This is a genomic window from Marinomonas sp. (genome assembly GCF_039940335.1).
Taxonomy (GTDB): Bacteria; Pseudomonadota; Gammaproteobacteria; order Pseudomonadales; family Marinomonadaceae; genus Marinomonas.
This window is the reverse complement of record NZ_JBDVGW010000010.1, coordinates 169,249-193,398: the sequence shown is the minus strand read 5'-3', so window position 1 is coordinate 193,398 and position 24,150 is coordinate 169,249. Positions and strand designations below refer to the sequence as shown.

Annotated in this window: 29 protein-coding genes and 1 riboswitch; of the genes, 21 read left to right on the top strand and 8 right to left on the bottom strand. The window is 44.4% G+C overall.

Translation table 11 applies throughout. From position 1 onward, the window contains the following. The 7 genes from mlaD (at nucleotide 1) to ABJF92_RS07030 (ending at nucleotide 5,321) form a co-directional block, all read left to right on the top strand. Complete coding sequence (gene mlaD, locus ABJF92_RS07060) at nucleotides 1-465, top strand: outer membrane lipid asymmetry maintenance protein MlaD (RefSeq protein ID WP_446815100.1); 465 nt, start codon at nucleotides 1-3, stop codon at nucleotides 463-465. A 3-nt stretch (nucleotides 466-468) separates the two neighbouring features. Next, complete coding sequence (locus tag ABJF92_RS07055; protein ID WP_446815099.1) at nucleotides 469-1,080, top strand: MlaC/ttg2D family ABC transporter substrate-binding protein; 612 nt, start codon at nucleotides 469-471, stop codon at nucleotides 1,078-1,080. A gap of 213 nt (nucleotides 1,081-1,293) precedes the next feature. Further along, nucleotides 1,294-1,530, top strand: coding sequence for a BolA family protein (locus ABJF92_RS07050; protein WP_446815098.1), 237 nt, complete (start codon nucleotides 1,294-1,296; stop codon nucleotides 1,528-1,530). Nucleotides 1,531-1,555: 25 nt separating this feature from the next. Then, nucleotides 1,556-2,818, top strand: coding sequence for a UDP-N-acetylglucosamine 1-carboxyvinyltransferase (gene murA, locus ABJF92_RS07045; RefSeq protein ID WP_446815097.1), 1,263 nt, complete (start codon nucleotides 1,556-1,558; stop codon nucleotides 2,816-2,818). After that, nucleotides 2,819-3,463 (top strand): ATP phosphoribosyltransferase, encoded by a 645-nt coding sequence (hisG, locus tag ABJF92_RS07040; RefSeq protein WP_446815096.1) that lies wholly within the window; start codon nucleotides 2,819-2,821, stop codon nucleotides 3,461-3,463. It begins immediately after the preceding gene. After that, a complete protein-coding gene (gene hisD, locus ABJF92_RS07035; protein ID WP_446815095.1) occupies nucleotides 3,464-4,789 on the top strand; it encodes a histidinol dehydrogenase in 1,326 nt (441 codons plus the stop codon). Next, on the top strand, nucleotides 4,776-5,321 hold the full coding sequence (locus ABJF92_RS07030; protein ID WP_446815094.1) for an SRPBCC family protein: 546 nt from the start codon (nucleotides 4,776-4,778) through the stop codon (nucleotides 5,319-5,321). Before hisD ends, ABJF92_RS07030 begins: the two co-directional genes overlap by 14 nt. Before the next feature lie 2 nt (nucleotides 5,322-5,323). Here the strand turns inward: ABJF92_RS07030 and ABJF92_RS07025 are convergent, their stop codons facing one another. Further along, on the bottom strand, nucleotides 5,324-6,379 hold the full coding sequence (locus ABJF92_RS07025; protein ID WP_446815093.1) for a S1C family serine protease: 1,056 nt from the start codon (nucleotides 6,377-6,379) through the stop codon (nucleotides 5,324-5,326). Nucleotides 6,380-6,390: 11 nt separating this feature from the next. On the opposite strand from ABJF92_RS07025, the gene ABJF92_RS07020 reads away from it, so the two are divergent. Further along, complete coding sequence (locus ABJF92_RS07020) at nucleotides 6,391-7,152, top strand: Nif3-like dinuclear metal center hexameric protein (RefSeq protein ID WP_446815092.1); 762 nt, start codon at nucleotides 6,391-6,393, stop codon at nucleotides 7,150-7,152. A gap of 53 nt (nucleotides 7,153-7,205) precedes the next feature. Here ABJF92_RS07020 and ABJF92_RS07015 read toward each other — a convergent pair whose 3' ends face one another. Further along, nucleotides 7,206-7,664: a ZapG family protein gene (locus ABJF92_RS07015; protein WP_446815091.1), complete on the bottom strand. Its 459-nt coding sequence runs from the start codon at nucleotides 7,662-7,664 to the stop codon at nucleotides 7,206-7,208. Between the two features lie 128 nt (nucleotides 7,665-7,792). Here ABJF92_RS07015 and zapE point away from each other — a divergent pair, with 128 nt between their 5' ends. The 5 genes from zapE to ABJF92_RS06990 all read left to right on the top strand — a co-directional run bounded on the left by zapE (nucleotide 7,793) and on the right by ABJF92_RS06990 (nucleotide 11,296). Then, nucleotides 7,793-8,893 carry a cell division protein ZapE gene (zapE, locus tag ABJF92_RS07010; protein WP_446815090.1) on the top strand — a complete coding sequence of 367 codons (1,101 nt, stop codon included), beginning with the start codon at nucleotides 7,793-7,795 and terminating at the stop codon, nucleotides 8,891-8,893. 151 nt (nucleotides 8,894-9,044) lie between these two features. After that, a complete protein-coding gene (gene rplM, locus ABJF92_RS07005; RefSeq protein WP_445976942.1) occupies nucleotides 9,045-9,473 on the top strand; it encodes a 50S ribosomal protein L13 in 429 nt (142 codons plus the stop codon). A gap of 14 nt (nucleotides 9,474-9,487) precedes the next feature. Beyond that, entirely contained in the window at nucleotides 9,488-9,880 is a 393-nt protein-coding gene (gene rpsI, locus ABJF92_RS07000) for a 30S ribosomal protein S9 (RefSeq protein ID WP_036159384.1), read from the top strand. Nucleotides 9,881-10,203: 323 nt separating this feature from the next. Beyond that, on the top strand, nucleotides 10,204-10,836 hold the full coding sequence (locus ABJF92_RS06995) for a glutathione S-transferase N-terminal domain-containing protein (RefSeq protein WP_445976943.1): 633 nt from the start codon (nucleotides 10,204-10,206) through the stop codon (nucleotides 10,834-10,836). Between the two features lie 79 nt (nucleotides 10,837-10,915). Beyond that, nucleotides 10,916-11,296, top strand: a complete 381-nt coding sequence (locus tag ABJF92_RS06990) for a ClpXP protease specificity-enhancing factor (protein WP_446815089.1) — start codon at nucleotides 10,916-10,918, stop codon at nucleotides 11,294-11,296. Between the two features lie 57 nt (nucleotides 11,297-11,353). Here the strand turns inward: ABJF92_RS06990 and ABJF92_RS06985 are convergent, their stop codons facing one another. The 3 genes from ABJF92_RS06985 to ABJF92_RS06975 are packed head-to-tail and all read right to left on the bottom strand — an operon-like array spanning nucleotide 11,354 to nucleotide 14,083. Continuing rightward, on the bottom strand, nucleotides 11,354-11,947 hold the full coding sequence (locus ABJF92_RS06985; RefSeq protein WP_445976945.1) for an SIS domain-containing protein: 594 nt from the start codon (nucleotides 11,945-11,947) through the stop codon (nucleotides 11,354-11,356). Nucleotides 11,948-11,952: 5 nt separating this feature from the next. After that, on the bottom strand, nucleotides 11,953-12,345 hold the full coding sequence (locus ABJF92_RS06980; RefSeq protein WP_446815088.1) for a YraN family protein: 393 nt from the start codon (nucleotides 12,343-12,345) through the stop codon (nucleotides 11,953-11,955). Further along, on the bottom strand, nucleotides 12,287-14,083 hold the full coding sequence (locus tag ABJF92_RS06975; RefSeq protein ID WP_446815087.1) for a penicillin-binding protein activator: 1,797 nt from the start codon (nucleotides 14,081-14,083) through the stop codon (nucleotides 12,287-12,289). The genes ABJF92_RS06980 and ABJF92_RS06975 overlap by 59 nt, the downstream gene beginning before the upstream one ends. 103 nt (nucleotides 14,084-14,186) lie before the next feature. Between ABJF92_RS06975 and rsmI the strand changes: the two genes are divergently transcribed. From rsmI to thiH, 6 genes are all read left to right on the top strand, one after another. Then, on the top strand, nucleotides 14,187-15,047 hold the full coding sequence (gene rsmI, locus ABJF92_RS06970; RefSeq protein ID WP_446815086.1) for a 16S rRNA (cytidine(1402)-2'-O)-methyltransferase: 861 nt from the start codon (nucleotides 14,187-14,189) through the stop codon (nucleotides 15,045-15,047). Nucleotides 15,048-15,110: 63 nt separating this feature from the next. Then, a riboswitch (TPP riboswitch) is annotated at nucleotides 15,111-15,216 on the top strand. 175 nt (nucleotides 15,217-15,391) lie between these two features. After that, nucleotides 15,392-17,359 carry a phosphomethylpyrimidine synthase ThiC gene (gene thiC / locus ABJF92_RS06965; protein WP_446815085.1) on the top strand — a complete coding sequence of 656 codons (1,968 nt, stop codon included), beginning with the start codon at nucleotides 15,392-15,394 and terminating at the stop codon, nucleotides 17,357-17,359. After that, nucleotides 17,352-18,038 carry a thiamine phosphate synthase gene (gene thiE / locus ABJF92_RS06960; RefSeq protein WP_446815084.1) on the top strand — a complete coding sequence of 229 codons (687 nt, stop codon included), beginning with the start codon at nucleotides 17,352-17,354 and terminating at the stop codon, nucleotides 18,036-18,038. The genes thiC and thiE overlap by 8 nt, the downstream gene beginning before the upstream one ends. Beyond that, entirely contained in the window at nucleotides 18,023-18,232 is a 210-nt protein-coding gene (gene thiS, locus ABJF92_RS06955) for a sulfur carrier protein ThiS (protein WP_446815083.1), read from the top strand. The genes thiE and thiS overlap by 16 nt, the downstream gene beginning before the upstream one ends. Before the next feature lie 2 nt (nucleotides 18,233-18,234). Beyond that, nucleotides 18,235-19,011: a thiazole synthase gene (locus tag ABJF92_RS06950; RefSeq protein WP_446815082.1), complete on the top strand. Its 777-nt coding sequence runs from the start codon at nucleotides 18,235-18,237 to the stop codon at nucleotides 19,009-19,011. Further along, complete coding sequence (gene thiH, locus ABJF92_RS06945; protein ID WP_446815081.1) at nucleotides 19,008-20,186, top strand: 2-iminoacetate synthase ThiH; 1,179 nt, start codon at nucleotides 19,008-19,010, stop codon at nucleotides 20,184-20,186. The genes ABJF92_RS06950 and thiH overlap by 4 nt, the downstream gene beginning before the upstream one ends. A 268-nt stretch (nucleotides 20,187-20,454) precedes the next feature. Here thiH and ABJF92_RS06940 read toward each other — a convergent pair whose 3' ends face one another. Together ABJF92_RS06940 and gloA are read right to left on the bottom strand one after the other, a co-directional pair. Further along, nucleotides 20,455-20,868, bottom strand: coding sequence for a hypothetical protein (locus ABJF92_RS06940; protein ID WP_446815080.1), 414 nt, complete (start codon nucleotides 20,866-20,868; stop codon nucleotides 20,455-20,457). A 297-nt stretch (nucleotides 20,869-21,165) separates the two neighbouring features. Continuing rightward, a complete protein-coding gene (gloA, locus tag ABJF92_RS06935) occupies nucleotides 21,166-21,693 on the bottom strand; it encodes a lactoylglutathione lyase (RefSeq protein ID WP_446815079.1) in 528 nt (175 codons plus the stop codon). 113 nt (nucleotides 21,694-21,806) lie between these two features. Here gloA and ABJF92_RS06930 point away from each other — a divergent pair, with 113 nt between their 5' ends. Together ABJF92_RS06930 and ABJF92_RS06925 are read left to right on the top strand one after the other, a co-directional pair. Next, on the top strand, nucleotides 21,807-22,307 hold the full coding sequence (locus tag ABJF92_RS06930) for an OsmC family protein (RefSeq protein WP_446815078.1): 501 nt from the start codon (nucleotides 21,807-21,809) through the stop codon (nucleotides 22,305-22,307). After that, on the top strand, nucleotides 22,294-22,542 hold the full coding sequence (locus ABJF92_RS06925) for a DUF2164 domain-containing protein (protein WP_445976956.1): 249 nt from the start codon (nucleotides 22,294-22,296) through the stop codon (nucleotides 22,540-22,542). Before ABJF92_RS06930 ends, ABJF92_RS06925 begins: the two co-directional genes overlap by 14 nt. Before the next feature lie 50 nt (nucleotides 22,543-22,592). On the opposite strand, the gene aroA is transcribed toward ABJF92_RS06925, so the two are convergent. Then, nucleotides 22,593-23,870 (bottom strand): 3-phosphoshikimate 1-carboxyvinyltransferase, encoded by a 1,278-nt coding sequence (aroA, locus tag ABJF92_RS06920; protein WP_446815077.1) that lies wholly within the window; start codon nucleotides 23,868-23,870, stop codon nucleotides 22,593-22,595. Between the last annotated feature and the right edge of the window lie 280 nt (nucleotides 23,871-24,150).

Below are 24,150 nucleotides of genomic sequence, written 5' to 3'. Positions count from 1 at the left end.
ATGAGAAGTAAACACACTGAATTGTTGGTAGGAAGTTTTATTGTATTGGGTTTGGCTGCTTTTGTTTATTTGGCGGTACAGGTCAGTGGTTTGGGTTTTTCAAATAACAAGGACACCTATCAAGTCGTGGCGCGGTTTGATGATATTGCAGGACTTTCTAATCGCGCAAAGGTGAGTATTGCTGGGGTTACTGTGGGGGATGTGGAATCCATTACTTTTGATAAAGAACTCTATATGGCACTGGTAACTATGAATATTCGTTCTGATGTGGACAATATTCCGACGGATAGTTCTGTGGCTATCTTAACCAGTGGTTTATTAGGGGAAAAATACCTTGGTATCACCATTGGGGCGGATGAAGACGTACTAACAGGCGGCGGGGAGATTTATGATACTCAGTCTGCTTTAGTATTAGAAACCCTAATTAGCCAGTTTTTGTTCAATTCTGGCGATTCGGAGGAATAGGTTATGTTTAAAGTGCTGGGTAAATTGCTTTTGTCTTTTTCGCTTATCATGAGTGCCGCAGCTTGGGCAGAAGCGGAGGCAGCCAGAGAAAAAGTAATTCAAGTGGTCGATGCGTTTCGCACTGACATTGTTGCGGATCGAGATGTTTTGGCCAAAGACCCAGAGTTGTTGTACGCAAGGGTTGAAAAGATATTGGTGCATGCGGTCGACTTTAATCGTTTTTCTCGTAAAGTAATGGGCAAATATTATCGTCGTGCCACACCTGCACAGCTGGAGCGCTTTTCACAAGAAACCAAAGCGACACTGTTAAAAACATACGGCTCATCTTTGTTGGATTTAGACCCAGATAAAATTAATGTGCTGCCGTTAGGGCCTCAGAGAGAAGGGCAACCAGTAAAGGTTGATGTGACCTTTCAGCTAGAATCTGCAGGCTTGCTGAATATTTCTTTCTTTATGGATGAAAATAAAGCGGGAGATTGGTTACTTGATAATATTGTGATTAACAATATTAACTTCGGACTAACGTTTCGCAAGCAGTTTGCGGTTATGATGCAGCAAAACAGAAACAATATTGATGCAGCTATTGATGCTTGGCGAGATTCCTTGTCAAAATAATCTGGTGTTATTTATCCAAATCTTCAACGAAAAATCCGAATCCCAGCAACGGGGCTCGGATTTTTTATTATTAGGGGAGAAAACGTTCAACAATCCTTCAAATTTATGTAAAACAAAGCTTTTTTATGCCCAGTTTTTCGATCAGGTGTTAAGTAGTTGCGCCGACTGAGGTAGAATAATAGTAATTAAGAAAAAATTTATGTTGGAGCGACTGTGAACGCAAACGAAGTAAAGCAGCTATTGGAAACGGCCCTTAAGGATTGTCAAGTTATTGCAGAAGGCGAAGGTTGTAATTTCCAAGTAGTCGTAGTGTCTAGAGAGTTTGAAGGGCTAATGACTGTGAAGAGACAACAGCTTGTTTATGCTCATCTACAAGAGGCGATCGCCAGTGGCGCCATTCATGCCGTAACCATGAAAACTTATACACCATCCCAATACAGCCAGCTATAAAAAGCAATTATAAGAGAACAATATTATGGATAAGCTCCTTATCACCGGTGGTGTCAAACTTAATGGCGTGGTGCGTGCGTCTGGCGCTAAAAATGCTGCCTTACCAATACTTGCAGCGACCTTGTTAACGAAAGATTTAATTACTATCCAAAACCTACCTCATTTGCACGACATTACCACCATGTTGGAGCTGCTTGGCTCAATGGGATGTGGTGTTGTGGTTGACGAAAAAATGAGCGTTCAACTGGACGTGTCAACTTTGAATAATAGCGAAGCGCCTTATGAGTTGGTGAAAACCATGCGTGCTTCTATTTTGGTACTTGGCCCATTGGTTAGCCATTTTGGTAAAGCCATTGTATCTCTTCCTGGTGGCTGCGCAATCGGTAGTCGACCGGTGGATCTGCATTTGCGTGGTCTTGAAGCTATGGGTGCAAATATCGTAGTAGAAGGTGGTGACATTATCGCCAGCGTAGATGGTCGTCTAAAAGGCGCGCGCATCTTCTTCGATAAAGTGACCGTAACCGGCACAGAAAACTTATTAATGGCTGCAACTTTAGCGGAAGGGCAAACCGTTCTAGAAAATGCCGCCCGTGAACCTGAAGTGGTTGATCTTGCTGAATGCTTGATTGCCATGGGTGCAAAAATTACCGGCCATGGTACGGACACAATTTATATCGAAGGTGTCGAAAAACTGCATGGCGCAACTTATCCAGTAATGCCAGATCGTATCGAAACAGGTACTTTCCTAGTAGCGGCAGCCATCACTGGTGGCAAGGTAAAAGTAATCGATACAGATGTGAAATCGCTTGAAGCGGTACTGGCGAAGCTTGAAGAGGCGGGTGCCAAGGTAACTTGCGGCGAAGATTGGATCGAAGTGGATATGGAAGGTCGTCGACCTCAGGCGGTCAACATCAGTACCGCACCGTATCCAGCCTTCCCAACCGACATGCAGGCTCAGTTTGTGGCTTTGAATGCTGTCGCGACGGGTGTGGGTCGAGTCATTGAAAATATTTTTGAAAACCGTTTTATGCATGTGAATGAAATGTTGCGCATGGGCGCTGACATCGAGGTGGCGGGTAATACGGCCATTGTTCGAGGTTGCGATGCTCTAAAAGGGGCCCCTGTAATGGCAACAGATTTACGTGCTTCTGCAAGTTTGGTGCTTTCTGCCTTGGTGGCAGAGGGTGATACCAAGATTGACAGGATTTATCATATTGACCGTGGTTACGAATGTATTGAAGAGAAGTTCGGATCATTAGGGGCTAAAATTTCACGGGTGTTAAATTAAATGAGTAATACATTAACGATTGCCCTATCAAAAGGGCGTATTTTGGGCGAAACATTGCCCTTGTTAGAAAAAGCCAATATTGTTCCAGCGGAAGACATTCATAAAAGCCGCAAGCTGATTTTTGATACCAATCATGAACATATTAAGCTGGTTATTTTGCGCGCCACAGATGTGCCTACTTATGTTGAGCATGGTATTGCTGACTTTGGTGTGTCTGGTAAAGACGTATTAATGGAAGCCAACACGAAAAACCTGTATGAATTGTTGGATTTGAAAATATCCAAATGTCGTTTAATGACGGCAGGGGTCGTGGGGCAAGCACTGCCAAATCGTCGTTTGAAAGTGGCTTCTAAATTCTCTAAAACCGCAAAAGCGTATTTTGCTGAGCAAGGCATTCAAGCAGATGTGATCAAGTTGTATGGCGCGATGGAATTAGCGCCTATCATGGGATTGGCTGATTTGATAGTAGACATCGTTGATACAGGTAACACTCTTAAAGCCAATGGCCTTGAAGCCCGTGAGTTAATTGCACCAATCAGTACCCGTTTGGTGGTTAACAAAGCGGCTTATAAAACCAAGTATGCTCAGATAGAACCTATTATCGAAATGTTACGTACTGCTGTAGATAATAATGAGGAGGCTTAATTGAAACTTAATATTCGTGAGTTTTCCTCTACTCAAGCAGGTTTTCGTGAAGAATTAGAAGCATTGCTGGCTTGGGACTCTGTATCCGATGCAGGCGTTCAAGAAGCGGTTTTTAATATCGTAAATCAGGTGCGTAAAGAAGGCGATAAAGCCGTTATTGAATTTACTAACCGCTTTGATCGTCGTCAGATTGCTGATGCCAGCGAACTTGAAATTTCCCGTGACGAGATGTCGCAAGCTAAACAACGTATTAGCGCAGAGTTGGTGGCCAGTTTAGAGGCAGCCGCTGCGCGCGTTCATGATTACCATGAGCGTCAAAAACAACCCTCTTGGCAGTATCAAGAAGACAGTGGCACAGTGCTTGGTCAAAAAGTAACACCGCTAGATCGTGTTGGTGTTTATGTGCCGGGCGGAAAAGCAGCTTATCCCTCATCAGTATTGATGAACGTGATGCCTGCTAAAGTAGCGGGTGTCGGCGAGATTATCATGGTTGTACCCACCCCAGATGGATTTGTGAATGACATCGTTCTAGCTGCAGCGCATATTGCGGGTGTGGATCGTGTTTTTACTATTGGTGGTGCTCAAGCAGTTGCGGCATTGGCTTATGGTACTGAAACAGTTCCTAAGGTCGACAAGATTGTTGGCCCAGGCAATATCTATGTGGCGACCGCGAAGCGTCAGGTTTTCGGTGCGGTTGGTATTGATATGATAGCTGGGCCATCCGAAATCCTTGTGGTATGTGATGGCAAAACAAATCCAGATTGGATTGCCATGGATCTGTTCTCTCAAGCAGAGCATGATGAAGACGCACAATCTATCTTGATCTCACCAGATGCGGATTATATCCAGCAGGTTAAGGCTTCAATGGAGCGTTTGATCGAAGCGCAAAGCCGACAGCAGATCATCAAGGTGTCTTTGGAGGGGCGTGGTGCCTTTATTCATGTGAAAGACATGGATGAAGCGATAGAGATTGCTAACTTGGTAGCGGCGGAGCACCTTGAGTTGTCTATTGATGAGCCTGAAAAATGGGTGGAGAAAATTCGCCACGCGGGTGCCATCTTTATGGGAAGACATACGCCAGAAGCGCTAGGGGATTACTGTGCTGGTCCTAACCACGTGTTACCGACGTCTGGTACAGCACGCTTTTCCTCTCCATTGGGTGTGTATGATTTTCAAAAGCGTAGCTCACTGATCAACTGCTCCCCTCAGGGTGCCAGTGATTTAGCCAAAATTGCTTCACCTTTAGCGCGTGGAGAGTCTTTAGAGGCTCACGCTATGTCAGCGGAATACCGTATTTTAGACAGCAAGGTTAATGGGGGTGAGTAAGTCGCACCCTCAAGCCTTATACCAGCTTAGGAAAGTCACGCGATTTTTAGCGGTGGCAATTCTATTGCTGGTAGCGGTCGGTTTTTTTCTGCCTTCTCAATACCGAGTCGAAAGAAGTATTGAAATTTCTGCTCCAGCGGAGGCTGTGCTTGAGGTTATGCTGCAAGGTCAACAGCTTTCAAATTGGATGTATATTGAGAATGGGCAGATAGAACCACAAAATGGCACGTTGGCAACACAACAAAGTGCGGTTATTTCCTATCTAAATACCGCTGAGCAAGGTCAACTGACTTTGCTTGAGGTGGCTCCAGAGCTAGTTACCTTCGAAGTCTTGCCAAAGCCTGGAGTGGCTCTCGTAGAAAATCAGCTTTATTTGCAACAAAGCGGTGGTGTCACGGCATTGCGTTGGGTCATCGAAGGTGAATTAAATGCTGGTCTGCTGGGGCCATATATTGCTTTATTGGCAAACAATATTGCGGGCAAGAACTTTGAAACCAGTCTTGTTCGCCTTAAGCAATTGGTGGAAAACTAGCCCTAATACTGGGCTAGGTGTTTGATCATAGGTTGTTTCTCTAGCGTAATATCCGCCTTGTAAGATTGGTTGCCCCTTGTGCCTAGCACCGAGATGGTCGTGCCGGGCTTGTACGAGGCAATTAAATTTTTCACCTTGTGTGGATCACTGCTTTCCATATCATTTATCTTCATAATAATATCTCCAACCTCAATACCGGCTTTTTCTGCTGGGCTGTTCGCACTTACTTTGCTGACCAGTAACCCGTGTTGAGTCATAGAGATCAGGCTTTCAGAAAGTTGTGTAGTGATCTTTTGGGCGTCCATACCAAGGTACCCTCGTACCACTTGTCCCGTTTCCACAATCTCTTTCATTACCGCCATGGCATCGTCTATCGGCGTAGCAAAGCCAATGCCTTGTGAGCCGTTAGTGCTCGAGTAGATGGCTGAGCTAATACCAATAAGTTGGCCTTTTAGATTGACTAAGGCGCCTCCTGAATTGCCCGGGTTGATGGCAGCATCTGTTTGTAAGAAATTCTCGTAGGTGTTGAGACCAATACTATTTCTTCCTTTTGCGCTAATAATACCGGCGGTCACTGTTTGGCCGATATCAAAAGGGTTGCCTATGGCAAGAATGCGATCTCCTACATTAACTTGTTGGCTGCTGCCGATTTGAATATGAGGCAAATTTTCAGTGGGGATTTTTAATATTGCTAGGTCGGTGAACGGGTCAGAGCCTATGATGTTGGCACTAAATCTTCGGCCGTCATTAAGTCTTACTATGATGCTTTTAGCATTTTGCACCACATGGTGATTGGTGAGGATAAAGCCCTGTTTGGTTATAATAACGCCCGAACCAAGGTTAAGGTTATGAGTGGTATTACTACTTTTACTAAAGTCATTGCGCTCAAGAATTCGAGTGTAAATGCTAACAACAGCCGGAGCTGCTTTTTTCACAGACAGAGCATAGTTGTCCACTCTTGAAGATTGTAGGGTTTGAATTAGGAGAATAGCTAGGCCTATACAAGCGCCGCAAAGAATAGCGATAATAAGCGTTAGCCAGTGTGTTTTTTGAGTCATAAGGGGTATTTGTGTTACGTAGTGAATTTGAAAAAATACTTAATCAAACGTTAAGTCCTAGCCTATTTAAAGATTATGCGCCCAATGGTTTGCAGGTGGAAGGAAAAAACGAAATTAAGCGTGTTGTTACAGGTGTTACGGCTTGCCAGGCACTTATTGATGCCGCTATTGAGTATCAAGCAGACGCCATTTTTGTTCACCATGGTTATTTTTGGAAGGGCGAGGCACCGCAGATAATCGGCATGAAATACCGTCGCGTCTCAGCGCTTATCAAAAATGACATTAATTTATATGGTTACCATCTGCCATTAGATGCGCACCCAATGTTGGGGAACAATGCAGGGTTAGCGAATGCTTTAGGGGTTTATGAGTGCCAGCCACTTCAATCAAACTTACCTATTGAGCAGTCAATCGGAATAGTCGGGGAGTTGGCCTCGGCGTTATCAATGGATGATTTTCGAGCTTTAGTTGAGCAGGCAGTCTCACGCAATGTCTTGTTTGAGCGAGCGGGACCAAAGATGATTAAGCGCGTTGCTCTCTGTACGGGCGGGGCTCAGGGGTATATTGACCAAGCTATCGCGGCAGATGCAGATGTTTTTATCACCGGTGAGGTGTCGGAGCAGACCATACATTTAGCAAGAGAGATGGGGATTCATTTTATTGCGGCAGGTCATCATGCGACGGAGCGTTTTGGGGCTCAATCGATAGCTAAATTTTTGCGTGATGAGTATGCATTAGACGCAGCGTTTATCGATATTGATAGCCCTGCCTGATAGGCAATAAAAAAGGGAGCTAAGGCTCCCTTTTTTATGAAGATCTCGTTAGGTTAAACAGCGCGTTTTGGTTCAAACTCTTTATCCGAGTTGCCATCTAAACCGAATTTTTCACTCAGCATGCCTTCGTCACTGTCACTCTTTAAGGCATAGTCTCGTGGTGGTGCAGTATCTGTTATGACTTCGGACTCAGGGCTAGGCGCTTGTGTTGCGGTTTCTGCAATGCTTACGTTGCTCACTTGGCTGGCACCACTTGCTAGCGCCTTGCGTAAAGCTTGTAAGTGCTTTTCAGTGGCTTGCAATTGCTTGCTGCTGTCCGCTATGAAATCGTCAATGATAACTTGTTTCTTATCAAGGTCTTGTTGCAGGGATTGAATAGTTGCGGCAGAGCTGCTGGAGGCGCTGAGTTTGTTGGCGTTTTTTGATGTGGCACTTTTTATCGCCAAAGTTGCAATGCAGCCTAGTATTGCGCCGGTAACAAAAATAATGATGTTAAATTCTTCCAAGTTCATAATTTACTCCCAAAAACGATAGGCCATTATAGCCGATTTATTATCTTGGATCATAGCGTGGTGGGTGTTGTTTAAGTAGCAATTTGTTAGAATGTTCCCAATTCATTTTATTATCTTAAAGAGTAATGATGACACCAATTAGCCGTTATAAACAAGACTTAGAAAGAGATGACTTCAATTACGATCCGGCACAAGAAGAAGCAGTACAAGCTTTGCAGGATTTGTTCGATCGATTGGTCACCAATCAGCAAGAGGCGCCATCAACAGGGCTTTTTTCCCGATTTCGTAAAAAGAAGCAACCTAGTGTTGAGATTGGCTTGTATTTCTGGGGCGGTGTGGGTCGTGGTAAAACCTATCTCATGGATACTTTTTTTGACTGCTTACCGACAGAGAAAAAATTACGATTACACTTTCACCGCTTCATGCAGATGGTGCACCAAGAGTTACGTAAACTAAATGATGTAAAAAATCCTCTGGAAATTGTCGGCAAGCAAATTTCAGACAAGGCTCAAGTGTTATGTTTTGATGAGTTTTTTGTCACCGATATTACAGATGCGATGATCTTGGCGGGTCTGCTTGAAGAATTGTTTAAAAACGGCACGACTCTGGTGGCAACATCGAACATTGAGCCTGATGGTTTGTATAAAAATGGTTTGCAGCGAGCGCGCTTTTTGCCAGCTATCGACTTGGTGAACAAATATACCAAGGTCATGAATGTGGATGGTGGTGTGGATTATCGTTTGCGTACTCTTAAACAAGCCAAGCTTTACCATTACCCATTAAATGAAGACGCCGATAAAGCCCTTAACGAACGCTTTATGAGTCTTATTTCGGATGCCTCTCATGTAGTAGAAGGTGGTGCAGTTGAGATTGAAGGTCGCAAAATCCCTTTGCTACGCAGTTGTGAGAGTTTGGCTTGGTTTGATATTCAAGCTTTATGTGATGGCCCAAGAAGTCAGGTGGATTATATTGAAATAGCGCGTTTATACACGACGGTGATTATCTCCAATCTACCGCAAATGGATGCGCCAAGAGATGACTTGGCAAGGCGTTTCATTAACTTGGTGGACGAATTTTATGACCGCCATGTGAAGGTGATTTTTTCAGCAGAAGTCGCCATTCCAGATATCTATACAGGCACACGTTTGGCCTTTGAATACGACCGAACAGTGAGTCGTTTGTTGGAAATGCAATCCGAAGAATATTTGTCTTTAGAACATCGACCATAAATCTGGCTAGGGCTTTATTTTATTGCTGTTGTGCAGTATAATTCGCTCGCCTTTTTGAAGGTAAGTGCACGTTATTAATGTCTTATGCATTAATAACCAATAATAATAGGTATGGCATGTTGAATTACATGCGTATTGATAGGGTTTTTTGATGAAAACTTTTACAGCAAAACCTGCTGAAGTACGCCGCGACTGGTTCGTGGTTGATGCTGAAGGCAAAACTTTAGGTCGTTTGGCTACCGAAATTGCACGCCGTCTACGCGGTAAGCATAAAGCTGAATACACTCCACACGTTGACACTGGTGATTACATCGTTGTTGTTAACGCTGAGAAAATTCACGTTTCTGGTAACAAAGCAGCCGCAAAACAATACTACCGCCACACTGGTTACCCAGGCGGCTTGCGTTCTATGAATTTCGAGAAGCTGATTGATCACGCTCCTGAGCGTGTTCTTGAACTTGCCGTTAAAGGTATGTTGCCAAAAGGTCCTTTGGGCCGTGCAATGCACAAGAAAATGAAAGTGTACGCTGGAACTGAGCATCCACATGCTGCTCAACAGCCACAAGAACTTAACATTTAATACGGAAGAACATTATGTCAGCTACTCAATACTACGGTACAGGTCGTCGTAAAACGTCTACCGCTCGTGTTTTCCTTAAAGCCGGTTCTGGTAACCTAGTTATCAATAACCGTACACTTTCTCAGTACTTCGGTCGTGAAACGGCTCAAATGGTTGTTCGTCAGCCTCTTGAACTTGTTGACGCTACTGAAAAATTTGACGTTTACATCACTGTTAAAGGTGGTGGTATCTCTGGTCAAGCTGGTGCGATCCGTCACGGTATCACACGCGCATTGATGCAATACGATGAGACTCTACGTCGTACTCTACGTTCTGCAGGTTTCGTTACTCGTGACTCGCGTGAAGTTGAACGTAAGAAAGTTGGTCTACGCAAAGCACGTCGTCGTCCTCAGTTCTCAAAACGTTAATATTCGTTTTTGGGTTACTATTAAAACGCTTGGTGTGTTTCACCAGGCGTTTTTTTTGTTGTTAACAGCATAGGCTCAATGAGCTGCTTTTAAGCATGTAATCAAGCCGATAATTAACGCGAAAATATGTTAGAATGACGTCAAATTTGTTCCAGCGTGATGGTTGCGCCTAAAACCATGATTTGGTGATGCTGTAGGATGCAGCAGTAACCGTATAGATTTTGGTGTAAAGTCTTAAAAGTGGTGATGGCCATTGCTATGGCGTCATTTTATAGTTTGCCTCATTTATGAGGTATTAGATGTTTTTAAAATAGGGGTTAGACATGGGTGTTATTGCAAAGCGCTCCTCAATGACTTTTTTCTCAGACGGGGAAGATCACTACAGCCACAGAGTTCGTATAGTTTTGGCTGAAAAAGCAGTGACCGTTGATATCATTGATGTGGATCCGTTTAATAAGCCAGCGGAATTGGCTGATGTTAATCCGTACAACGAGTTGCCAGCATTGGTTGACCGCGATTTGGTACTTTACGAGCCAAACGTAATGATGGAATACCTTGATGAGCGTTTCCCTCATCCACCATTGCTTCCTGTTTACCCTGTAGCGCGTGCTGAAAGCCGTCTTTACATGTACCGTATTCAGCGTGATTGGGCTGACCTAGTCGACCTAATCTTGAGCAGCAAAGACAAAGAAGCGGTTGCTCAAGCTCAGAAAGAATTACGTGAAAGCCTAATCAATGTTTCACCGATTTTTGAAGAAAAGCCTTACTTCATGAGCGATGAGTTCACAATCGTTGACTGTTGCCTTGCGCCAATCTTATGGCGCCTGCCTGTTCTAGGTGTGGATATCCCTAAAGAACAAGCTGCTTCGCTATACAAATACATGGATCTTGTATTTGCTCGTGAGTCTTTCCAGGAAAGTCTTTCTGAAGCAGAAGAAGAAATGCGCTTAGATTAATATCATTGATACCTTGTTAAAGGTGTGTAAAAGGAGCCTTGGCTCCTTTTTTTGCTATAAGAGAAGGTGAGTTATTCATATGCTAGCCAAAAGATCCTATTTATTAAGCGCTGCCTATTCATGGGTGTCGGACAATGACATGACACCATATTTGTTAGTGGATGCAACACACGAACAGGCGGTGTTGCCCATGGAGTTTGTTAAGGATGGACAAATTGTATTGAACGTTAGTATGTCGGCGGTTCGACATCTGATTATGGATAAAGAGGCGGTGTCTTTTGAGGCGCGTTTTGGTGGTAAGCCTATGCAGGTTTATGTGCCTATTGCTGCTGCACTCGCTTTGTATGCTAAAGAAAATGGTGATGGGTTTGTTTTCCCAGAAGAAGAGTTTGAGCCAACACCTGAGCCAGTGGATCCACAACCCCCTAAGAAAGGCTTCACCCTAAAAGTTGTAAAGTAGTGGTGGTTTCAGCTTGAGAAATGATGATTCAAAAAAGGCCCTCTAGAGGGCCTTTTTTTAGTCTTCGTAACCGAATAATTGACGCTCTAATAAATCGACTAGGGTGTGTATCACCGTTAACTGACATTCATGTACACGTGCTGTGCCCAGCAGATTGATCTTGATCTCTGTATCGTCTCGAGACGTAAGCGAGGAAACATTTTTGGCTTCTGGGCTTGTCAGTGCCACGATGCTCATTTTACGCTCGTGAGCAGCTTGTATTGCCTGAATAATCGGTGAGGTGTTGCCTCGGTTAGCGATAACAAATAACACATCACCCGCATTACCTATGGCGGTTATCTGCTTGGAGAACACGTCATGATAGCTGTCATTATGGCCGATAGAGAGTAGTGCTGCGCCATCGCCATTTAGATTGATAGCAGGCAAGCCGGGACGCTCGCGGTCTAATCTATCCAACATCAAAGTGCTAAAGTATTGGGACAGGTGTGAGCCAGTACTATTACCGATACAAACCACCTTGCCACCGCCAGCAATGCTGGTGAAGATGACTCTAGCAGCGTGCTCAATATAGGGAGGAAGACTTTCTAAAGCTTGTTGTTGGGCTTCAAAACTGTGGGCGAACTGAGTATATATTGCTTCTTGAAAATCCATAATGGTTAAAGTACTGCTTTTAGCCAGGTTAAATGTTGTCGGTCAATTTTATGATCAAATAATACCGCATCAAAGCGGCAGGGGTTAGCTAACTTGTTGTTTTTTTGCAGCCAAAAGGTGGCGCTTTTGGTGATTTTAGCCAATTTATTAGCGTTTAAGCTTTCTGCGGCACTGCCATGAGCCATTTTGGTACGATAGCGCACTTCCACAAATACATAAGTTTGATGATCCAGAAAAATAAGATCTATCTCGCCCAGCTTGCAAAAGAAATTGTTTTCAACAAACGTCAGCCCTTGTTCCGTTAAATATTGTTGTGCAAATTGCTCCGCTTTTTCGCCATTATTCTTGGCTTGTTTGCGCTTGCTCGTACTGGGGAAAATATTCGTAATCTTGCACATTTACCAAACGTCCTTTTCGGTAAGTCATGATTTCTGGGCGCTTATGGAAAATACCCATATCGTCCATACTAATGATGCCAGTATTGGCTGACATCTTGGTATTTGCCAGTTGAGTAAACAAAGAATAGCGATTAGCTAATAAAAAAGCGTCCGCGCCTAGAGCTTGTAAGCGGCGTAAAATGTTTGAGCCCGGGTGATTTGGCAAGTTAGATGTCTGCCCCGACTTAGTGGTTAGAGCGGGTATTTCGGTAAATAAAATACGTTCGATATCACTGGTGTTGTCGGACGCGGCAGGAGGATTGTTGTTTAAGCTATTGGTAGACAACATAGGAATCGCATCAGCGAAGTAGAAGTCGACCAAGGGGCGGATTTGCTTCGCATCACTAAGCTTGCCCACATAGAAAATATAGTCCAGATCTTTGCGTGAGCGAGTGGTGGTTTCTACCTGTTCTCCCGTCCAGCGTTCAATGAGCTGCTTTCTTTGGTAACTTTCATCCACCAATAGTAGCTTCTGTACAGCTTTTTGACGCTCTTTCGATGTGCTGCCATAACTTTGATTTGACAGCAGTGTTAAGTGTTCTTTTTCAGCTGCTTGAGCAAATTCGTCCGCTTGCTTTAATGCCCAAGTATCTTGGGTGCTTAAAATCGCTGCGTTCTCTGCCCCTTGCTGCTTAGCAAAGACCATCAATTGCTTAATGTCGTCTTCTGAACTTAAAGAGAAATGAAACAGATTTTGGTTTTTCTGATTAATGTCTAGTTGGTTAAGGGCTATGACAGGGTAGCGTAAATCTACATAACTCAATCTTGCTACATGATTTTTTTGTAAAGGACCAATGATTACATCTGGTGTGAAGGTATAGGCTTGTTCTAGGGCCTCTTCGATATTTTCATAAGCATTGGTGTTAACGATAAAGACTTCTGGGCGTTGATCTTGCTTATGATAGAAAGCAGAGAAGAAGCCATCACTGATGGCTTTAGAGGCTTGTTTTAGTGGGCCGGTCGTGGGCAGCAATAAGACAATTTTTTTAGGCTCTAGCTCATTCATGGAAGCTAGAACTTGAAAGTCTTGGGGCGGTGTAAGCGCTGCTGGATGTTCGGGGTTTTGCTCCGCCCACTCTTGGTAGGCTGCTACCTGCTGATCTAGAGTTAAATTGGTATTGCGTAAGATACTACTAACGTTCAACCACTCGTCAAGCTCAAAATTTTGTCGAGCATAAAGCTGCTCCACTTCATTTTCCGTTAAGTTTTGAATGGCCAGCCATAATTGCTGTTGATTGTAATCGCCTTGATCTAAAGGCAAGTGGCGGCTTAATGCCATGCGTATATCAATCACATCCATCCAGTTCTCAAAATGCTCAAGCACCGTGGCGATGGTTTCTTGTAATTGGTTGTGCTTATCCGGATGGCTAACTTCTGGTAGTTGTTCAGCTTGGGTGATAAAGCTAAAACTGAGCGCTTTGTCGTCAAGTTTAGCTGCACTTAGAGCGGCTAATAAATTTGCGTCAAACTCTAGGTTGGATTGGGTTTTAAGTGGGCCGTTTTCAAGTAAAGCCAAGGCTTGTTGATAATTACCATTGTGATACGCCACCTGAGCTGATTGGAAGGCTTCGCTAATGGCTGGCGGTGTTTTGCTTGCCGCATTAGGGTGGTAAATACTTTCAAGTTGGGTCGCTGTTTGTTGTACCTGTGTGGTTTGGATAGAAGTAACTTGACTGCTGGGAGTCGTATTTAAATTCACAGATCCGCATGCACTTAGCAGAAAAGTACATAAGGTTAATGGTATGATGCGCGGCGTAAAGATGATCATAATCGACAAATACTAAAAGAGATAAAGAGGCAATATGTTAGCACATAGTTCAGATGATGTGAGAGGCACCTTATACATAGTTGCAACCCCTATAGGAAATCTTGACGACTTCAGTAAACGTGCTGAGCAGACCTTACGCGACGTAGACTATATTGGTGCCGAGGATACACGTCACAGCCGTCGCTTGCTTAACCACTTCGCCATCGATGCCAAACTATTTTCGCTTCATGATCATAATGAAAAAGACAAAGCAGAATACGTGGCCAGCTTATTAATGGATGGCAAAAACGTCGCCTTAGTATCCGATGCCGGCACGCCGCTGATTTCTGATCCTGGTTATCATTTGGTGGCACATTTACGAGCTCAAGGCTTAACCGTCACACCAGTGCCGGGTGCTTGTGCGCTAGTGGCCGCTTTGTGTGCCTCTGGCCTACCGACCGACCAATTCTTTTTCGCAGGCTTTGTGCCAGCAAAATCGAAAGCACGTTGTGATCTCTATGAGTCATGGAAGAGCCAAGCGGGCACCGTGGTTTTTTATGAGTCTACCCATAGGATTTATGACTCAATCGCCGATGTCACCAAGGTCTATGGAGATACCGCGAGATTGGTATTGGCCCGAGAAGTAACCAAAACTTTCGAGACTTTTTTGTCGGGTACGGCAGAGGAAATCTTGGCAAAATTTGATGCGGATGCAAATCAGCTAAAAGGTGAGTTTGTGGTAATGCTGAGTTATGTCCCAGAAGCAGATGACGAATCTGAGCGAGAGGCGAAGCGTGTTTTATCGATTTTGCTCGAGGATTTACCTGTTAAACAAGCGGCGGCGATGGCGGCTAAGCTTACGGGTGAAAAGAAAAATCATCTCTATAAACTAGCCTTGGCTATGCAAGACGCTTAACTTGATTTTATCGCATTTCGGCAAGTAGGGAGTTTACATCCGTTTTTTAGTGAGTATACTCAGGGCAACTTGTCGGAGTGCCATTTGGCTGAGATCGTACAATTAAGTACGGGATCCGCAGAACCTGATCGGGCTTATCCCCCGCGTAGGAAACAAGAAAGCGTTACTTTTCTTATCTGCATCGAATGAGCTACTGCACAGTATGATGCTGATTCTATGCGCTACCTCTCTGAAATCACCCATACTTTGCGTTGCTCATGTTTTGAAGCATTAGCACAGTATTGTGTTTAATTCTTTAAACAGCACCTCAGACAAGCAATTCTCCATTTTTAAGGGAAATGCTAATGTCGAACATTACAGAAATAAAAAAACCGAACAAATTAAGCCGTGAAGCCTCACGCTTACAAGCTAAAGCCGTCATTGAATCCCTACAGGGTTCACCTTTTCCTGCTTCAGAACGTATTTATATTGAAGGCTCAGACCAATCGATTCGCGTGCCCATGCGTAAAATCAATGTTACTGATACCCCAGTTGGTACGGATCCTAATAAACTAACGTTCGAACCCAATGAAGCCATCTATGTTTACGATTGTTCTGGCCCATATGCGGATCCAGAAGAACACATTGATGTCTACAAAGGCTTGAGTCCTATGCGACAAAGTTGGATAGAAAAGCGCAAGGATACCCAAGTATTGCCACAAGTCTCATCCGAGTTTGCTAAGTCTCGTTTAGATGATCCTGAATTAGAGGCGTTACGTTTTAAGCAGAACACCGCTATACGTAAAGCCTCTGCTGGGAAATGTGTTACCCAAATGCATTATGCGCGACAGGGTGTTATTACCCCCGAAATGGAATACATCGCTATTCGTGAAAACCAAAACATTGATGCCATTAACAGTGAATTACTGCTAAAGCAGCATCCCGGTCAGAGTTTTGGTGCTAATTTGCAACAGCGTATAACGCCAGAATTCGTCCGCGACGAGGTTGCTCGTGGCCGCGCCATCATTCCAAACAATATTAATCACCCAGAATCTGAACCCATGATCATTGGCCGTAATTTCTTGGTAAAAGTAAATGCCAACATAGGTAACTCAGCGGTCACTTCTTCCATAGAAGAAGAGGTAGAAAAACTGGTGTGGTCGACCCGTTGGGGTGCTGATACCGTGATGGATTTATCGACAGGGAAAAACATACATGAAACTCGCGAGTGGATATTACGCAATTCTCCCGTCCCCATTGGTACTGTGCCAATTTATCAGGCATTGGAGAAAGTCGACGGGATGGCAGAAGATCTAAACTGGGAAGTTTTTCGCGACACCTTGATTGAGCAAGCAGAGCAAGGCGTGGATTACTTCACTATTCATGCTGGGGTGTTACTGCGCTTTGTGCCGATGACGGCCAAAAGGCTCACGGGCATTGTTTCTCGTGGTGGCTCTATCATGGCCAAATGGTGCTTGGCACATCATCAAGAGAGTTTTTTGTATGTGCGTTTCCGTGAAATCTGTGAGATTTGTGCCCAATATGACGTGGCGTTATCCCTTGGTGATGGCCTGCGCCCAGGCTCTATCATGGACGCTAACGATGAAGCGCAAATGTCGGAGTTACGCACACTAGGAGAATTAACAAAAGTGGCGTGGGAATACGATGTACAGGTGATGATTGAAGGTCCTGGGCATGTACCTATGCAGTTAATTGAAGAGAATATGCATCAGCAATTAGAGCATTGCCACGAAGCGCCTTTTTATACGTTAGGGCCGCTTACGCAAGACATTGCCCCAGGTTATGACCACATTACTTCTGGTATAGGGGCGGCGCAGATAGGCTGGTATGGCTGTGCCATGCTGTGCTATGTCACGCCCAAAGAACACTTGGGGTTGCCGAATAAAGAAGACGTTAAGCAAGGGATAATTACCTATAAGATTGCTGCCCACGCCGCGGACTTGGCAAAAGGCCACCCAGGTGCCCAAGTGCGCGATAACGCCTTATCTAAAGCGCGTTTTGAGTTCCGCTGGGAAGACCAATTCAACTTATCTTTAGACCCTCATACCGCCCGAGCTTACCATGATGAAACCTTGCCGCAGGCCTCAGGCAAAGTGGCGCACTTTTGCTCCATGTGTGGCCCTAAATTCTGTTCCATGAAAATCACCCAAGAAGTGCGTGACTATGCCAAAGGTTTGGAAGTGGAAGAGCAAGCACTAGAATTGAAAACGCTTAGTGAGGCAGAGCAAGGCATGCAGGATATGTCGCAGCAGTTTCGACAACTGGGCAGTGAAGTCTATTTAACACAGGCTGGAGTGACGCAAGATGAGTAATCAATCGCCAGCTCATAAGGTGTCTATGGGCTTTGCGCCCATGGACATACAGAAAATGGGCTTGTATCCCGTAGTAGATACGGTCGAGTGGCTTGAAAGGGTACTAAAGCAAGGGGTGAAACTGACGCAATTACGCATCAAGGACCCCGACCCTTTGCAGCTTAAGGCACAAATTTCTCAAGCAATTGCGTTAGGTAAACAGTACCAAGCCCAAGTCTTTATTAATGATTTTTGGCAGTATGCGATCGAACTCGGAGCCTATGGTGTTCATCTGGGTCAAGAAGACTTGTACGATGCGGATCTTGAGGGTATTCGCCAAGCAGGATTGCGTCTAGGCATCAGTACCCATGATGAGCACGAAATGCAAAGAGCCTTGGCGATTCAGCCTAGCTACATAGCCCTTGGGCATATTTTTCCCACCCAAACCAAAATGATGCCATCGAAACCTCAGGGTTTAGATAAGCTCAAAAATCAGGTGTTAAAGCTGGCAGGCAAAGTACCAACCGTTGCCATTGGTGGAATCAGTCAACAACGTTTTGCAGAAGTTGTAGAAACGGGTGTTGACAGCGTGGCCGTAGTGACCGCTATAACTCTGGCTGACGACCCAGATCAGACCATCTTAGATTTACAAGCCAGCTTTGCCGCTAACACAAGGAAGCAAGCATGTCAGAGAGGTTAACGATTCACTTAAATGATCAAGAGCATCAGTTTGTCGGTCGCACTTTGCAGAATCTCTTAGATGATTTAGGGCGAGAACAACAGGGCATTGCTATTGCAGTAGATCAACAAGTCGTGCCGAAAAGTCGCTGGGTACACACCGAATTGACCAGTGGCAGCCAAGTTTATATTTTTGAATCCATAGCAGGAGGCTAACCATGAGTAATGTAGTCATTGCCGATCACGAATTTGGTTCACGCTTGTTCACTGGTACGGGAAAATACGCCAGTGCTGAGACCATGATAGCGTCGCTGGTGGCCAGTGAAAGTGAGCTGGTGACCTTATCCCTGCGACGTATGGATCTACAAAATAATAGCGACAATATCTTGCAGCCTTTGCAACGCCAAGGGATGAAGTTATTACCTAATACTTCTGGGGCGCGAACTGCAAAGGAAGCTATCTTCGCGGCACAGTTGGCTCGGGAAGCTTTACAGACCAATTGGGTGAAATTAGAGATTCACCCAGATCCTAGGTATTTAATGCCAGATGGCATGGAAACGTTATTGGCTGCTGAGGAGTTGGTGAAGCAAGGCTTTGTGGTCATGCCTTATGTGCATGCCGACCCCGTTTTGTGTAAGCGCTTAGAAGAAGTGGGTTGCCAGTGTGTGATGCCGCTGGGCTCACCGATTGGCTCCAACATGGGTTTAGCAAGTCGACCTTTTTTAGAAATTATCATTGAGCAAAGTAATGTTCCTGTCATTGTCGATGCGGGTATTGGCGCCCCTTCCGATGCGGCTTTGGCATTAGAGATCGGAGCGGATGCAGTGTTAGTGAATACTGCCATGGCGGTGGCGCAAGACCCTCAAGCCATGGCTCAGGCATTTCGTATGGCGGTAATTGCGGGGCGTATGGCCTATGAAGCGGGGTTAGGGGAAAAACAGGTAAAAGCTCAAGCTTCTAGTCCGCTAACAGAGTTTTTGGGAGCGCTATCGTGACAGGACAGCTCATTGGCAGTGATCGTAAAGATAAGTTTGCACCGGTACAAAGCCCTGCTGTGCTGGGGCAGTTTAGTGCTTGGTTAGAGAATGTCGACTGGTCGCAAATTGTCGAGCAACAATCTCAAATTACTGAGCAGGATGTATTAAAAGCGTTAGCTAAGCCAAAACGCAATGTGGCGGATTTTGCCGCGCTTATTTCTCCTGCTGCGGAACCCTTTTTGTTGCAAATGGTACAAAAGAGCGAACAGCTTACCAAGCAAAGGTTTGGAAACACCATGAGTTTGTTTGCGCCTTTGTACTTGTCGAATACCTGTGCCAATGAGTGTACTTATTGTGGCTTTTCCATGAGCAATGCCATTAAGCGTTTAACCTTGAATGAAGGGCAAATAGCAGCGGAAATCGAGGCCATTAAAGGCAAGGGGTTTGATCATATCCTTTTAGTCACTGGCGAGACAAAACGTGTCTCTATGCCATACTTTGAAAAAATGTTGCCCCACATCAAACCGCACTTCAGTCAGCTTTCAATGGAAGTACAGCCGTTGGAAACAGACGAGTACGCCAGATTACAAAGCTTGGGCTTGGATGCTGTGCTGGTGTATCAAGAGACTTACTCAAAAAAGACCTATTTAGCGCACCACTTACGGGGTAATAAAGGGAACTTTAATTACCGACTGGATGCTCCGGATCGTTTAGGAAAAGCGGGCATTCATAAGATAGGGCTAGGCGTTTTGTTAGGCTTAGATGATTGGCGCATAGACTCCGTAATGATGGCCCATCATCTAAGGCATCTTCAAAAAAATTATTGGCGCAGTCGCTATAGTGTGGCCTTTCCGCGTATTCGTCCTTGTGAAGGTGGAATTACGCCAAAAACGGTGATTTCTGATCGACAATTAGTGCAGTTGATCGCCGCTTGGCGTTTGTTTGATGCGGATGTGGAGATGAGCTTGTCCACACGTGAGTCAGCAGCGTTTCGTAACCATGCGGTGAATATGGGCTTTACCACCATGAGTGCAGAATCTAAAACGCAACCGGGTGGTTATGCTGAGGATGCACAGCAAGCTCTTGAGCAGTTTGAAATAAGCGATGAACGAAGTGTTCAAGAGATTGCCGCCATGATACGAGCGCAAGGAAAAGAAGTGGTTTGGAAAGATTGGGACCCAGCACTGTGTTGAGTGTATTAGTCTGATAGTTGGATTTGCTTTGCATTGACTTGCGCCTGTCTCGCTCCTCGACGCGTCAGTGTAAATGCCCAAACAACAATCAAATTATCTTGAGAGGGTTACACGGAACCTCTGCTCGCTCGCTTAGGCTGTGCTTTACATTTACTTGCGCCTGTTTCGTACCTCAACGCGTCAGCGTAAATGCAAAACAACAACCTATTTAACTCGTCCTTTCGTATAACACTGAAATGCTTCCGCATAAAACAAGGTGGCTTGTTGGTTAATGGCTCACAACGGTAAATACCATGCTGCGATCAATGAAGCCAAAACGAAAGCTGTTGACTTGAGCTTGCTCAATCGTTATCTGGCTTTCAACGGCATTTGCTGCACAGTTTGTGTTCGGTAAGGCGCCTATTAGATGTGGCCCTGCAGTGACATGAAGCTCAAGTCTCTCACCTATATTGAGCGGCGCAATCTGAGTTCTATCGACGACAATCATTGGGATACAAGACGATCCTCGCAATCCAGAGTCTCGGGTAATAACAAGCAAGCCGGTATTTTCACCTGCTAGTCTAAAGTCACCTGTTCGCCATTTGCTTAATGGAACAAGTGATGACGCAGTGGACAAAGGTGTTGTATTGCCAACACACGCAGCTAATAAAATAGCGAAAGGTAAGAGGATGATCAGTTTCATAGTGAGTGCTCCTTGGTTGATTGAAACTTACTTATCGTTGCCTCATATTTCTGCCGCGGTAGGGGCAAGTAAAGAAAGCTCAGGTGATTAGTTTCTGTTTAAATTTTAAACACTCTTTGCACTTTATACTAAATGCGCTAAACAAACACGGTTTCTTTATTAGCCATACTGGCTCTCTATTTAGTCTTTAAGGGTAATGAACTAAACGAAAATCTAATGTGTAATAGAGTCTAAAGCTGTTGAGATAGGGAAAGTAAGCGCGCATTGAAGGCTGCGCGCTAAAATTGTCGGTACGAGCTATTGCGAGTGGATGATTTCTGTAATGCCTTGAGCAGAAAAAATTTCAATCCAATAACCGTCTGGGTCTTGTATGAAAGCCAAACCTTTCATGGATCCGTCGTCGGGCTTTTTAACAAAATTCACTTCATACTTTTCAAAACGTTCGCAAGCTTCATAGACATTTGGGACGCTGATGCCGATATGCCCAAAGCCTTTCGGCGCGTCGTTGCCATTATGGTAGCCAGTAAAACTATCGTCGAGTTCACTTCCCCAGTTATGGGTAAGCTCTACTAAGGCTGGGCGTTTAAACACCCACTCGGTTTTTTCTGGGCCATCTTCTTCGGGGACGTTTTCTTCATACCCCAAAAAATACAGGGTGAATTTCATGGTAGGGAAGTCGTATTTGCCCAGTAGTGTCATTCCCAAGACATTTTGATAAAACGCTAAAGAGGGTTTTGGGTCTTTAATGCGAAGCATGGTTTGCTGCATCACATATCCTTTGGTTGCTAGGGATATTGCTTCGGGTGACTCGTTAAATGATGACATAAAGAAAGCCTTTTCTGTAATGAGTTAGCGTATTTTATGGGGTAGCATGGGCAGGGTACAACAAAGAATTTCGCAATCAATAAGGTCATTGTAGTTAGAAAATAGAGGAAACTATGTCTGAGTATTATGCAAAAGTGATTTGGCAACGTGGAAGCAACGAAGCGTATACTGATAATAAATACAGCCGTGCTCATCAATGGTCATTTGATGGTGGTTTGAATGTACCAGCATCTTCTTCACCTCATGTGGTGCCATTGCCATACTCTAATGAGGATAATCTAGACCCCGAAGAGGCGTTTGTGGCGTCTTTGTCGAGTTGTCATATGCTGTTTTTCTTATCCATTGCCGCTCAAAAAGGCTTTGTAGTGGATCATTACCTAGATAATGCAATTGGCATTATGGCTAAAAATAACCTAAGAAAAATGGCGATGACAGAAGTGCGTTTGCGTCCACAAGTGAACTTCTCCAGTGGTCGGCAACCCTCATTACAAGAATTGGAAGAAATGCATGAGTTGGCTCATGACAAATGTTTTATCGCCAATTCTGTGACCACTAAGGTGGTAACGGAAATCTTACTTGCTGACGAGGAAGCTAACGAATATGGCCAAAATTGAACTGGAGCCTAGGGTAAAAGCCAAAATGATCGAGCAGCTAAAGGAATACCTCGATCAAGAATTGAATACTCAGATCGGCACATTCGAAGGCGAGTTTTTCCTAGACTTTATTAGCGAAAATTTTTCTGCCGCTTTTTATAATCAAGGACTTGCTGATGCTCAGCAAGTGATGATGCAGAAGATAGATACTATTAATGAGGATATATACGGCTTGGAAAAGCTGGATAACAGTTAATAGCGAGGAACGAAAAAGGCGCCCTATAAAATAGAGCCCCTTTTTGAGGTTTACTGACTTACAGAGCGGAATAACTCAAAGTAAGTCGGGAAGGTTTTGGAAGTACAACCCGGATCGTTAATGGTTACAGGTGTATCCGAGAAAGCTACCAGTGAAAAGCACATGGCAATACGGTGATCATTATAAGTATCGATCGCGGCATGCTGTAGGGTTTTAACCGGGGTGACACTGATGTAGTCTTCACCTTCTATCACTTCAGCGCCTAGTTTCTTCAACTCAGTGGCCATTGCATATAAACGATCCGTTTCTTTTACACGCCAGTTGTAAATATTACGAATCGTTGTAGGACCATCGGCGAATAAGGCTGTCGTAGCAATGGTCATGGCGGCATCAGGAATGTGATTCATATCTAAATCTACACCCTTTAGCTCGTTGCGCTCAGCTTCTACCCAAGTTGGGCCATAAGTGATTTTGGCCCCCATTTTTTCCAGTACTTCCGCGAATTTTACATCGCCTTGCACGCTGTCTGTGCCAATACCATGAACCTTGATTTTACCACCAGCAATGGCCGCCGCCGCTAGGAAATAAGACGCTGAGGAGGCATCACCTTCCACCATGATTTCGCCCGGACTTTGGTAAGTCTGTCCGCCTTTGACAACAAAGGCTTGGTAATTTTGGTTTTCAACGTCCACACCAAACTGTTTCATCGCATGCAATGTAATGTCGATGTATGGCTTAGAAACCAACTCACCTTCAACTTTAATGGTCAAGTCACCTTGGGCTAACGGCGCACTCATTAGAATAGCCGTTAAAAATTGGCTGGAAATATTGCCTTTAATGGAGACTTCACCACCTTTTAAACCATTAGCATGAATGCGTAGCGGCGGGTAGCCAGTTTCACCTTCATAACGAACATCAACACCTAGGTGTTGTAGGGCATCGACTAGGTCTCCAATTGGGCGTTCGTGCATTCGTGGTTCACCGTGTAGGTGGAATTCACCTTGGCCTAAACATAATGCTGCGGTTAATGGGCGCATGGCGGTCCCAGCGTTGCCCAAAAACAAATCGCCTTTGTTAGCTTGGATTGGGCCTGCTAAGCCATCTAGGTAACAAGTTGTCCCTTCATCTTCAAGACGGTAGTTCACACCTAGTTGCTTCAAGCTGTCTAACATATGACGAATATCGTCACTGTCGAGCAAGTTGGTAATTTTTGTGGTGCCTTTTGCCAAGGTGGCTAAAAGTAAAATGCGGTTCGAAAGGCTTTTTGAACCAGGAATTTGGATTTCACCATTGGCGCTGCTTAGGGGGCCAAGTGTTATTAAATTCATGTGTTTGTCCATCACTAAGAAGTTGTTTTTTATATGCTTTTAAAGTTTTTTAGAGAAAGTTAAGTGGCTTTTTATTAGGTGTAGAAGTATTCCGTGTAGTGGTGGTCGCTTCGCTCTTAATGAAGAGGTCTGTCTCGAATACGGATTAGTATACCTAGGAAGAAGTGGGATGTCATTTTCAAAAAAATTACGACAAAAACAAATCTATATAAAGATGTTGTTGATAATGGTTATGATAATCATTATTATTTGCAAATAGATTACATGGACGCATCGAACT

Coding starts and splice junctions, on each gene's coding strand:
- gloA (WP_446815079.1), bottom strand. CDS start 21,693: ATGTCATCATTTAACGAGTCACCCGAAGCAATATCCCTAGCAACCAAA.
- rsmI (WP_446815086.1), top strand. CDS start 14,187: ATGTTAGCACATAGTTCAGATGATGTGAGAGGCACCTTATACATAGTT.
- thiE (WP_446815084.1), top strand. CDS start 17,352: ATGAGTAATCAATCGCCAGCTCATAAGGTGTCTATGGGCTTTGCGCCC.
- zapE (WP_446815090.1), top strand. CDS start 7,793: ATGACACCAATTAGCCGTTATAAACAAGACTTAGAAAGAGATGACTTC.
- thiS (WP_446815083.1), top strand. CDS start 18,023: ATGTCAGAGAGGTTAACGATTCACTTAAATGATCAAGAGCATCAGTTT.
- ABJF92_RS06940 (WP_446815080.1), bottom strand. CDS start 20,868: ATGAAACTGATCATCCTCTTACCTTTCGCTATTTTATTAGCTGCGTGT.
- ABJF92_RS07055 (WP_446815099.1), top strand. CDS start 469: ATGTTTAAAGTGCTGGGTAAATTGCTTTTGTCTTTTTCGCTTATCATG.
- rpsI (WP_036159384.1), top strand. CDS start 9,488: ATGTCAGCTACTCAATACTACGGTACAGGTCGTCGTAAAACGTCTACC.
- murA (WP_446815097.1), top strand. CDS start 1,556: ATGGATAAGCTCCTTATCACCGGTGGTGTCAAACTTAATGGCGTGGTG.
- ABJF92_RS06950 (WP_446815082.1), top strand. CDS start 18,235: ATGAGTAATGTAGTCATTGCCGATCACGAATTTGGTTCACGCTTGTTC.
- ABJF92_RS06995 (WP_445976943.1), top strand. CDS start 10,204: ATGGGTGTTATTGCAAAGCGCTCCTCAATGACTTTTTTCTCAGACGGG.
- ABJF92_RS06990 (WP_446815089.1), top strand. CDS start 10,916: ATGCTAGCCAAAAGATCCTATTTATTAAGCGCTGCCTATTCATGGGTG.
- ABJF92_RS06930 (WP_446815078.1), top strand. CDS start 21,807: ATGTCTGAGTATTATGCAAAAGTGATTTGGCAACGTGGAAGCAACGAA.
- ABJF92_RS07025 (WP_446815093.1), bottom strand. CDS start 6,379: ATGACTCAAAAAACACACTGGCTAACGCTTATTATCGCTATTCTTTGC.
- ABJF92_RS07015 (WP_446815091.1), bottom strand. CDS start 7,664: ATGAACTTGGAAGAATTTAACATCATTATTTTTGTTACCGGCGCAATA.
- ABJF92_RS07030 (WP_446815094.1), top strand. CDS start 4,776: ATGGGGGTGAGTAAGTCGCACCCTCAAGCCTTATACCAGCTTAGGAAA.
- hisG (WP_446815096.1), top strand. CDS start 2,819: ATGAGTAATACATTAACGATTGCCCTATCAAAAGGGCGTATTTTGGGC.
- ABJF92_RS06985 (WP_445976945.1), bottom strand. CDS start 11,947: ATGGATTTTCAAGAAGCAATATATACTCAGTTCGCCCACAGTTTTGAA.
- thiC (WP_446815085.1), top strand. CDS start 15,392: ATGTCGAACATTACAGAAATAAAAAAACCGAACAAATTAAGCCGTGAA.
- aroA (WP_446815077.1), bottom strand. CDS start 23,870: ATGAATTTAATAACACTTGGCCCCCTAAGCAGCGCCAATGGTGAAATC.
- ABJF92_RS06925 (WP_445976956.1), top strand. CDS start 22,294: ATGGCCAAAATTGAACTGGAGCCTAGGGTAAAAGCCAAAATGATCGAG.
- rplM (WP_445976942.1), top strand. CDS start 9,045: ATGAAAACTTTTACAGCAAAACCTGCTGAAGTACGCCGCGACTGGTTC.
- ABJF92_RS06980 (WP_446815088.1), bottom strand. CDS start 12,345: ATGTGCAAGATTACGAATATTTTCCCCAGTACGAGCAAGCGCAAACAA.
- mlaD (WP_446815100.1), top strand. CDS start 1: ATGAGAAGTAAACACACTGAATTGTTGGTAGGAAGTTTTATTGTATTG.